The sequence below is a fragment of the Burkholderia sp. BCC1977 genome, assembly GCF_905339595.1.
GTDB lineage: Bacteria > Pseudomonadota > Gammaproteobacteria > Burkholderiales > Burkholderiaceae > Burkholderia.
The window spans coordinates 52,947-61,458 of the sequence record NZ_CAJPGQ010000047.1 but is presented as its reverse complement, the minus strand read 5'-3'; the positions used below and the strand labels follow the sequence as shown (position 1 = coordinate 61,458).

Annotated in this window: 10 protein-coding genes; 5 read left to right on the top strand and 5 right to left on the bottom strand. The window is 62.1% G+C overall.

The features are described 5' to 3' along the window. The coding region (locus U5771_RS29190; RefSeq protein ID WP_322027186.1) for an electron transfer flavoprotein subunit alpha/FixB family protein at positions 1-181 on the top strand (181 nt) is incomplete at its 5' end. Next, positions 171-1,055: a CoA ester lyase gene (locus U5771_RS29185; protein ID WP_322027185.1), complete on the top strand. Its 885-nt coding sequence runs from the start codon at positions 171-173 to the stop codon at positions 1,053-1,055. The genes U5771_RS29190 and U5771_RS29185, both read left to right, overlap by 11 nt. Before the next feature lie 62 nt (positions 1,056-1,117). Here U5771_RS29185 and U5771_RS29180 read toward each other — a convergent pair whose 3' ends face one another. After that, positions 1,118-2,035, bottom strand: coding sequence for a LysR family transcriptional regulator (locus U5771_RS29180; RefSeq protein ID WP_322027184.1), 918 nt, complete (start codon positions 2,033-2,035; stop codon positions 1,118-1,120). Positions 2,036-2,160: 125 nt separating this feature from the next. Here U5771_RS29180 and U5771_RS29175 point away from each other — a divergent pair, with 125 nt between their 5' ends. After that, a complete protein-coding gene (locus tag U5771_RS29175; RefSeq protein ID WP_322027189.1) occupies positions 2,161-2,559 on the top strand; it encodes a RidA family protein in 399 nt (132 codons plus the stop codon). Between the two features lie 181 nt (positions 2,560-2,740). Then, positions 2,741-3,688 (top strand): GlxA family transcriptional regulator, encoded by a 948-nt coding sequence (locus U5771_RS29170; protein WP_322027183.1) that lies wholly within the window; start codon positions 2,741-2,743, stop codon positions 3,686-3,688. 92 nt (positions 3,689-3,780) lie between these two features. Here U5771_RS29170 and U5771_RS29165 read toward each other — a convergent pair whose 3' ends face one another. From U5771_RS29165 to U5771_RS29150, 4 genes are all read right to left on the bottom strand, one after another. Then, on the bottom strand, positions 3,781-4,275 hold the full coding sequence (locus U5771_RS29165; RefSeq protein WP_322027182.1) for an SgcJ/EcaC family oxidoreductase: 495 nt from the start codon (positions 4,273-4,275) through the stop codon (positions 3,781-3,783). 124 nt (positions 4,276-4,399) lie between these two features. Next, positions 4,400-5,254, bottom strand: coding sequence for a DJ-1/PfpI family protein (locus U5771_RS29160; protein WP_322027181.1), 855 nt, complete (start codon positions 5,252-5,254; stop codon positions 4,400-4,402). Positions 5,255-5,407: 153 nt separating this feature from the next. Next, a complete protein-coding gene (locus tag U5771_RS29155; RefSeq protein WP_322027180.1) occupies positions 5,408-6,154 on the bottom strand; it encodes an SDR family oxidoreductase in 747 nt (248 codons plus the stop codon). A gap of 634 nt (positions 6,155-6,788) precedes the next feature. After that, positions 6,789-6,941, bottom strand: coding sequence for a hypothetical protein (locus U5771_RS29150; RefSeq protein ID WP_322027179.1), 153 nt, complete (start codon positions 6,939-6,941; stop codon positions 6,789-6,791). A 967-nt stretch (positions 6,942-7,908) separates the two neighbouring features. Between U5771_RS29150 and U5771_RS29145 the strand changes: the two genes are divergently transcribed. Further along, complete coding sequence (locus U5771_RS29145; protein WP_322027178.1) at positions 7,909-8,511, top strand: hypothetical protein; 603 nt, start codon at positions 7,909-7,911, stop codon at positions 8,509-8,511. The last annotated feature ends 1 nt before the right edge of the window (position 8,512 follow it).

The following is an 8,512-nucleotide window of genomic DNA, read 5'->3' as shown; positions in this document are numbered from 1 at the left end:
GCCGCAGCTGTACATCGCGGTCGGCATCTCGGGCGCGATCCAGCACCTGGCCGGGATGAAGGATTCGAAGGTGATCGTCGCGATCAACAAGGATCCCGAAGCGCCGATCTTCAGCGTGGCCGACTACGGCCTCGTCGGCGATCTGTTCGAGCTGGTTCCGGAGGTGGTCGATGCCGTCTGAAGCTGCGGTGCGTGCCGGCGGCGGGCGCTCGATGCCCGCCCGGTCGTATCTGTTCGTGCCGGGGAACAAACCCGAGCGGTTCGACAAGGCGCTCGCAAGCGGCGCCGATGCGGTCATCATCGATCTCGAGGATGCCGTCGAGCCGGACGCGAAAGTGGCGGCGCGCGATGCGATAGCGCAGTGGGTTTCGCCCGAGCATCCGGTGCTCGTGCGGATCAACGCGCGGAACACGCCGTGGTTCGAGGCTGATGCCGCGCTCGGCGCGTTGAAGGGCGTGGCCGGTATCGTGCTGCCGAAGGCCGAGCATGCCGACGACGTGTGCGCCGCCGTTGCGCTCGCGCGCCGGCGTGTGCCGGTCCATCCGTTGATCGAAAGCGCGAACGGCATGTGGAACGCGCTCGATGTCGCGAAAGCGCCTTGCGTCGAGCGATTGATGTTCGGCACGCTCGATTTCATCGCGGACATGGGCATGTCGGACGATGGCGCGTCGCTCAATCATTTCCGCTCGCAGCTTGCGCTGATCTCGCGGGTGGCCGGGATCGAGTCGCCGGTCGACGGCGTGACGCCGGATATCGATGACGGTGAGCGGATCGAACGCGCTGCGTTCAACGGGAAGCAACTGGGTTTCGGCGCGAAACTTTGCATCCATCCGAAGCAGATCGCGTTCGTGCACAAGTGCTTTCGGCCGAGCGACGATGAAGTGCGTTGGGCGCGGCGGGTACTCGATGCGATGCGCGATGCGAATGGCGGCGTGGTAACGGTCGACGGGAAGATGGTCGATCGGCCCGTTCTGTTGCGTGCGACGCATATCGCCGGACTGGCCGGACTGGCCGCGTCCGTCAGCGTGGCGGCAGAGGGGGCGGCCCGCGCATGATCCGCTGCGGAGGTCGCCGGCACTGAACGAAGTGCGGGGCGTTCACGACGCGCGGGACAGGCTCATTGCCGGTCCACGGGAGCCGGGTCGTTCATGAGTTCGACGACCCAGTCGATGAACACACGCAGCTTCGCGCTGACGTGGCGGTTCGGCGGATACGCGATGTAAAGCGGCATCGGATCGAGTCGCCAGCCCTCGAACAGCGTGACGAGTTCGCCCCGTGCCAGCGGGGCTTTCGACATATAACGCGGCAGCCACATGATGCCGAGGCCGGCCACGCCGGCCGCGAGATAGGCATTGCCGTCATCCACGGCGAGCGCGTAACGGCCTTGCACCTTCACCGTCTCGCCGCGGCGATGCAGGGCGAGCGGATACAGATTGCCCGCGCGTCCCCACGAGAACCCGACGATGCGGTGATGCGAGTTCTCGAGTTCGGCGGGATGCGACGGTGTGCCTGCCAGCGCGAGATAGCCGGGCGACGCGAAGACGCCGAGCGAAAGCTCCGCCACGCGCCGCGCGACCATCGATTGATCGGTCGGCTCGCCGCCGCGCACGACGCAATCCACGTTCTCGCCGATGATATCGACGGTGCGGTCGCTCACGCCCATGTCGAGCTGGATGTCCGGATAGCGGGCGAGGAAGGCCGGCAGCGCGGGGATCAGGATCAGGCGTGCGAACGGACTCGGCACGTCCACGCGAAGGCGGCCTCGCGGCACCGCCGATGCGCTCGACAGGCTCGTCTCGGCGTCGTCCATGTCGGCCAGCAGCCGGGTCGCGCGCTCGTAGTACGCGATGCCGTCCGGCGTGACGTTGATCCTGCGCGTCGTCCGGTTCAGCAGCCGGACACGCAAGCGCGCCTCGAGTTGCTGGACCAGATGCGTGACCGTGGTCTTGCTCATATGAAGCGTCTCGGCCGCCTTTGTGAAGCTGCCGGCCTCGACGACCCGGACGAAAGCGCGCATTGCATCGAAGCGATCCATGAGTGTGTGCCTCGCATTTGAATTGTTTGCATTCTACAAACAGTCATGGACAGGGTTCGCGGTTTATCGCGCGGGTGCCGGCCGGTAGAGTGGGCCGATCGAAACCCATGACCAAGGAGGTGAAGATGGGCAAGCGCGATGTGGTGTTTCCGCCGGAACGTCGGGCGCTGTACGAGCGAAACAGGTACTCTCCGGCCGTACGGGCCGGCGGGTTGCTGTTCGTATCGGGGCAGGTCGGCAGTCGTGAGGACGGGACGCCCGAGCCGGATCTGCAGGAACAGGTGCGGCTTGCGTTTCGAAACCTGAATGCGGTCCTGCACGAGGCCGGATGCACGTTCGACGATGTGGTCGACGTCACGGTATTCATGGTCGACCCGCAATCGACGTTCGAGCGCGTCTGGCAGGTCGTGCCGGCATTCTGGGGCGACGCGCCGCATCCGGCGCTCACGGCAGTGGGCGTCACATGGCTTTACGGCTTCGACTTCGAGATCAAGGTCGTTGCGAAGCTTCCGGTCGATGCGTGACGCGTCGGGCGAGCAAGGCGTCGTCTTTCCGGACGACGTGTCTGCGCTGTATCGCCTCTTGACCGTGCGGGTAATCGATGGCGGCGTCAACGACGTTTTTCCCTCATTTCAGGCCGAATGACACGATTCGAGGGTTCTCGGTAAAATGCGCCTTCCGGGGATTTTCGGTAAATGCTTCGTCATGCATCGAATTGGATTCTTCGTTTGTCGTGGCTACGATGCGCTGGATCTTGGCGGGCCACTGGCCGCCTTCAATCAGGTGGCCACGGCCGCTGGCCGTACGCCATACGACCTTCATGTCATCTCGCAATCGGGCGGCCCGGTTCATGGCAATACGGGCCTTTCGATCGAGACGAAGCCGATCGGAAGGCGCACGTTCGACACGGTCGTTTTCGTGGGCGGCGATATCGATCCGATGCAGACGTCGGAGAATATCGCCGCGGCCAGAAAATTGGCCGCCAGGGCCGCGCGGGTGGCAAGCGTGTGTACGGGTGCGTTTCTGCTCGCGGAAACCGGCTTGCTGGATGGCCTGAGAGCCGCGACGCACTGGCGATACGCTGCGCTATTGCAGTCGCGCTTTCCTCGCACGCGGGTCGATGGCGACAGCATCTACGTCGTGGATGGCCGCGTCTGGACGTCGGCGGGCATCGCCTCCGGGATAGACCTGGCGCTCGGCATGATTGAACGAGACATGGGCGTGGAGACTGCGCGCGCCGTCTCCAGGCTTCTGGTCGTTCCGTATCGTCGGCCGGGCGGGCAGTCCCAATTCTCGGCCATGTCGCAGATGGAGCCGGAATCGGATCGCATCCGCATCGCCCTGAATTTTGCCAGGGAACATCTGGCGGAAGCATTGCCTGTCGAACGACTCGCCGATGCCGCAAGATTGAGTGTGCGACAGTTCGGACGCGCCTTTCGCCGGGAGACCGGTGAAACGCCGGCCAAGGCGGTCGAGCGTTTGCGCGTAGAAGCGGCGAGGCTGCGCCTGCAGGATGGCAGCGAACCGATCGAACAGATCGCGCTGGCTGTGGGGTTCACCGATCCGGAACGGATGCGGCGCGCCTTCATCAAATTGCATGGGCACCCGCCGCAAGCGATTCGACGCGAGAGCAGATCGAACGGTGCGCGCTGATCGAGCGCCGGCCGATCGGCGCGCTGCGTGGTCGACGTCCCGCTGCCGCGCGATTGGCGCGTTGGCCCGGGACGTTCCATTTCGTCGAACGCTCAATGGCCTTCAGGCTTGACGGGACCGTAATCGTTCCACATGTCGCGATGCAACTTCCACACGCCGGCCTGCTTCACAAAGACGAGAACCTGCTTGGCGCGGATATTGAGCTTGCCATCGTGGTCGCGGACCTCCGCATCCGAAACCTCCGTCACGATCCGGTCATTGCCGTAGAACTCGAAATTGCTGAACGATACGGTGCCGGGTTTTGAGCCGGCATACCCGTTGGTGAAGTACTCGGCGATCGTGCGTCTCCCCGTGATTTTGTCGCCTCCGGGCGGCAAGAGCGTGCCGTCGTCGGTATAGAGGCGGCCTATCGCCTCATAGTCGCCTCGCGCAAAGGCATCCGCCCATCGCGCGTTTTCGGCCTTGATGGCCGCTTCGGGTGGACGTTCGGGTGGCCGTTGTGAATCGCCGGCAGTGGCCGGCGCCGTGAACGTGAAAAAGGAGACGCAGGCTGCAAGCGCAGCGGTACAAAGACGGATCTGTTGCATCGATTGATTTCCGAACGGGCTTGAATTGAAAGGGCGGCGCCCAATGGGCCGGTGGAGCGGGCCATGTCGGCCGCAGCCTTCATCGAGGCTGGCGGCGGCCATGTACACGTTGCCGGCAAGCGTGTCAGCGAACGCCGGGGATTCGTGCGAGCCCCCTGGATGCGCCGGGCAGCTTCTTGTCGACCATCGCGATCACTTCCGGCCGTGCGTCCCTCGGATGACCGGAGTGGAACGGCGGAGCAGGGTCGTATTCGATCACGAGCTGCGTGAATTCGGCGGCCTGCTGGCCGCGCAGTTTCGCCGCGACGCGAAGTGCGAAGTCGATGCCCGCCGTCACGCCGCCGCCGCTCATGAACCGGCCGTTGTCGTCTTCCACGAAGCGATCGGGAACGGGAATGGCACCATATTCGGACAGCTTGTTGACGAAGGCCCAATGGCAGGCGCTTCGCTTGCCGTTGAGAACGCCCGTGGCGGCGAGCACGAGCGATCCGTTGCAAACCGACGTCACGTGTTTGGCGCTTTCCGCCAGGCGCCGGATCTGCGCCTGATACGCCGGTCGCATCGGCGCCGTCAGATCGGACCCGCCGGGGACGAGGATCACGTCGGCCCGCTCGATATCGGCCAGTCGTTCCGTCTTGCCGTACACGACGCCAAATTCGAGCGTCACGTTGCCGCCGTTGAGGCTCGCGTAGCGCACGTTCGTATTGGGCAGCCGGTGGAAAATCTCGCTGGGGCCGGCAAAGTCGAGCAGCGTCCCCCCGTCGTAATTGACGATCAGAATGTCGAGCGGGTCATTCGGGGCAAGCAGCCCGTCGCTGCCGGCCTGGGCAAAAGCAGGCGTGGCGTTCCCAAGCAAGGCGCCACCCCCCAGGACAGCGCCGAGGGTCGCGGCGCTTCCGAGCTTGAGAACATCGCGGCGCGAACGACCTGCCCGGGTGAGTTGCTGCGCGGAAGCATTGTTATCGCTACTGTCGGTCAAGATGACTTCTCCTTGCACGTCGGCCCCCTTGGCGAGTGCAACCAGGCTGGGCCGGATTGAATGACCGTCACTGAGAATGGCGTGGCGGATACGAGATCAGGATGCGAATGAGACGGGATGATGTGTCGGGCCCGGGAATCGTGAACCGCAGGCTCAAAGCTGCGAGGCGCCGCCGTCGACGACCAGCTCGGTGCCGACCACGTAGGCGGACTCGTCGCTGGCGAGATAGAGTGCCGCGTACGCGACGTCTTCGGCCTTGCCCATGTGGCCCACCGGAATCGCCGCGGCGAATTCGGCCCGGCGGTCGCGAACCCATTCGTCTGGCATGCCCCACCTGGTGATCAGAGGCGTGTTCATCGCGCCGGGTGCGATCGCATTGAAGCGGATTTTCCGGTCGAGAAACTCATAGGACCAGCTGCGGGCAAGCGATCGCACCGCGGCCTTCGCTGCTGCGGTCAGCGAAATGCCATGCTTGCCGGTCTGCGCGACGAACGATGTGTTGAGGATGACTGAGGAACTATCCCGCAAGCAAGGCAGCACCGCTTGAAGCGTGAACACCACGCCCTTGACGTTGACGTCCATGATCTCGTTGTAGAGTTCGTCGTCGATGTCGTCGACCGCGGACGGGAAAGCCCAGCCGGCATTGGCGAACACCACGTCCAGGCCGCCGAACTGCTCTTTCACCTCGGTGGCAATGGCGCGCATGTCCGTGATCGAACGCACGTCGCCCTTGAGAACGATCGCATGCTCGCCAAGCTCGGCCTGCACACGCTCGAACACGGAATCGTCGCGACCCGTGACCGCGACTCGGGCGCCTTCTGCAATGAACAGCTTCGCGGTTGCAAGACCGATGCCACTGGTCCCGCCCGTGATCAGAGCCGACTTGTTCTTGAGTCTCATCTTCCATTCCTTTCCATGTCTTGATTGATCCGGGCGAACGTTCGAAACGCGATCGTGTTTGTTTGCCTTGCCCGGCGTGACCTTCGATGCGAAGTATGGAACGTGAGGTGGGTGGCGCAAAGGTCGTATAACCCTCGAAAAGCGCCACTCGATCCGATCTGATTGAAAGACGTATCCCGGTGTTTGGTGGCGCCACGCGTCGAGCCGGCACGGCAGGGCCGGGAATCGTGCCGCTGGGCCGTCGTGCCGTTTGCTACCGGAAACGGGAAAGGGGAGAGCGCACGTCAGGGCCGGGGAGGTCAGATGGCTGACGGAGATTGGGCGGGTTCTTGCCGGTTCGTCAGGCAGCGTACTGGTGCTGGTGATTGCAGTGTTGCGTGCATTCGTCCGGGCACTCATGCCCGGTAGCACTTCTCGCGGAAGGCTGCACTGGCTCCGAACGTTCAGGGTCGCCCGAGCCGCCACGACGCCCTCAATCGAAATACGGCTCAAACGCGCCCCCGATCCAGTCCGTGAACGCCCGGACGCGCGGCGGACAACGGATGCGAGCCGTCGACCCACTGCGTATTCTCGAGATGATTCGAACTCGAAAACGGCTTGTCATGCGGCGTGACCACGGATGTTTGACAACCGCTCAAACTGACTGACGACCGGTTCGTTGCGAATGAGGCTCGACTTCTTTACCCGCCATCAATGAAAAATCTTGAGCCAGCGAGATTTCCCGATATTGATCGAAAATGATTCGGGGGTGACGGGTTTGATTTCGGGTGATCAGGGTTTCTTTCATTTTCGAAGGCTACGGATTTTTATCTGTTGCCAGTCGTCCGCGAGCTTCCTCCAATCGATCGCACGATCTACTGCGATTGCTTGTTCTGTTTTTCAGTTACTTTCCGAACCGTACCCCCAAAAGGAATTCGGGTCGTCCGATTTTGGTCGTTTCGGCTCGGGCAGTTTCTTCATTCCCGCCAGCACCGGTAGTTCCGACGCTCGACCCGGCAAGAAAGTGTGACGCGAAGGGTGAAGCGGGAGATCTCTCGGCAAACCGCGCAGATTTTCAGGTGCGGGCCGGTGCATCAATGCCCGATACTGCCGGTGTTTCGTCTGAGAAAATCGATGCTCGATGTTATTCGGAGTGATCGAAATTCCTCTATTCAACATATGAAAGTTTCGCAACGTGCATTGTGAACTGCGACCCCTTTAGTATTTATTGCTCAAATGTAAAATGAAGTGACTCGTTAATCGGTGCCCGAGTCGAAGTCAGAACAATTCCGCATACTCCGTATTGACGGAAAGCGCGCTCGGGTCGGACCCTCCCCCCACCCCGTTTAGCGCTCGTTACGCCCTTTGCATTTCGTAACAAGTCGGGTTGATTCGTCGGAGCCTGCTGTTTTAAATTTCGCTGGTCGTTCGGCAGCATCCGGCAGTCGGACGACCTTTCATTCTGCAAGTCACGACATGCCGGATACCTGGGTGGTCAGCCATCCGACACTGCAAGTCCGCACGCCGTGCGGGCTTGATCAAGTGGTCGAACTCGCAATGGGTATCGATTCGACTACATGCAGCCCGTTGGGATCCGACGCACCGTAGTGGGCTCGCCGAGTTGTTCATGTCATGCCGACTGGAGCCAGCTTGATATTGGCATCCATGGTCGAATTTTGATTGCTGCGTCGCACTCCTAAATGTATCGCCGGGATTCACCCAGATTGACGACGGTACAACTCAACTTTGCGCACTGCGCCGATAAAGGACAGAAAATGGAATTCGTACGAATGGGAATCGTCTTTGTTCATCTCATAGCCTGCTGTGTCGCGATTGGTCTCGTACTGACCAGCGACATTGCCATGGTCAGGCGACTTCTGGATTCCGACGCATCGACCGATCCCGCCCAGGTCCACCTGCCCAGCCTGCAGCGCACCGTCACGTTGGCGCTGACGGTGCTCTGGATCACCGGTATCGCGATCATTGCGTTCGATATGCGGACCCAGGGTCTCGGGTATCTCGGCAATCCCAAGCTGCAGGCCAAGATCGGCATCGTCGCCTTGCTGACCTTCAACGGCATCGCTTTGCACTCCGCGGTCCTCCCGGCATTGGAGAAAGCGGGATCCCTGCTGAAGCTTTCGTTCGAACGGCGCATGGTTGCCATTTTCGCGGGCGTGATTTCCGCCGTCTCGTGGTTCTATGCGGCAATGCTTGGCGTCGGGCGCCCGTTGAGCTGGAAGTATTCGCTGATCCAGATCCTGGCGGCTTACCCGGCACTGATCGCGGGCGGCATCGCCACCATGTTCTTTATCACGGCAGTGGCGAAATCCCGGACGCGCGTTGAACGACGGAATACCGAAAAGGTGGCGGCCTACTGAG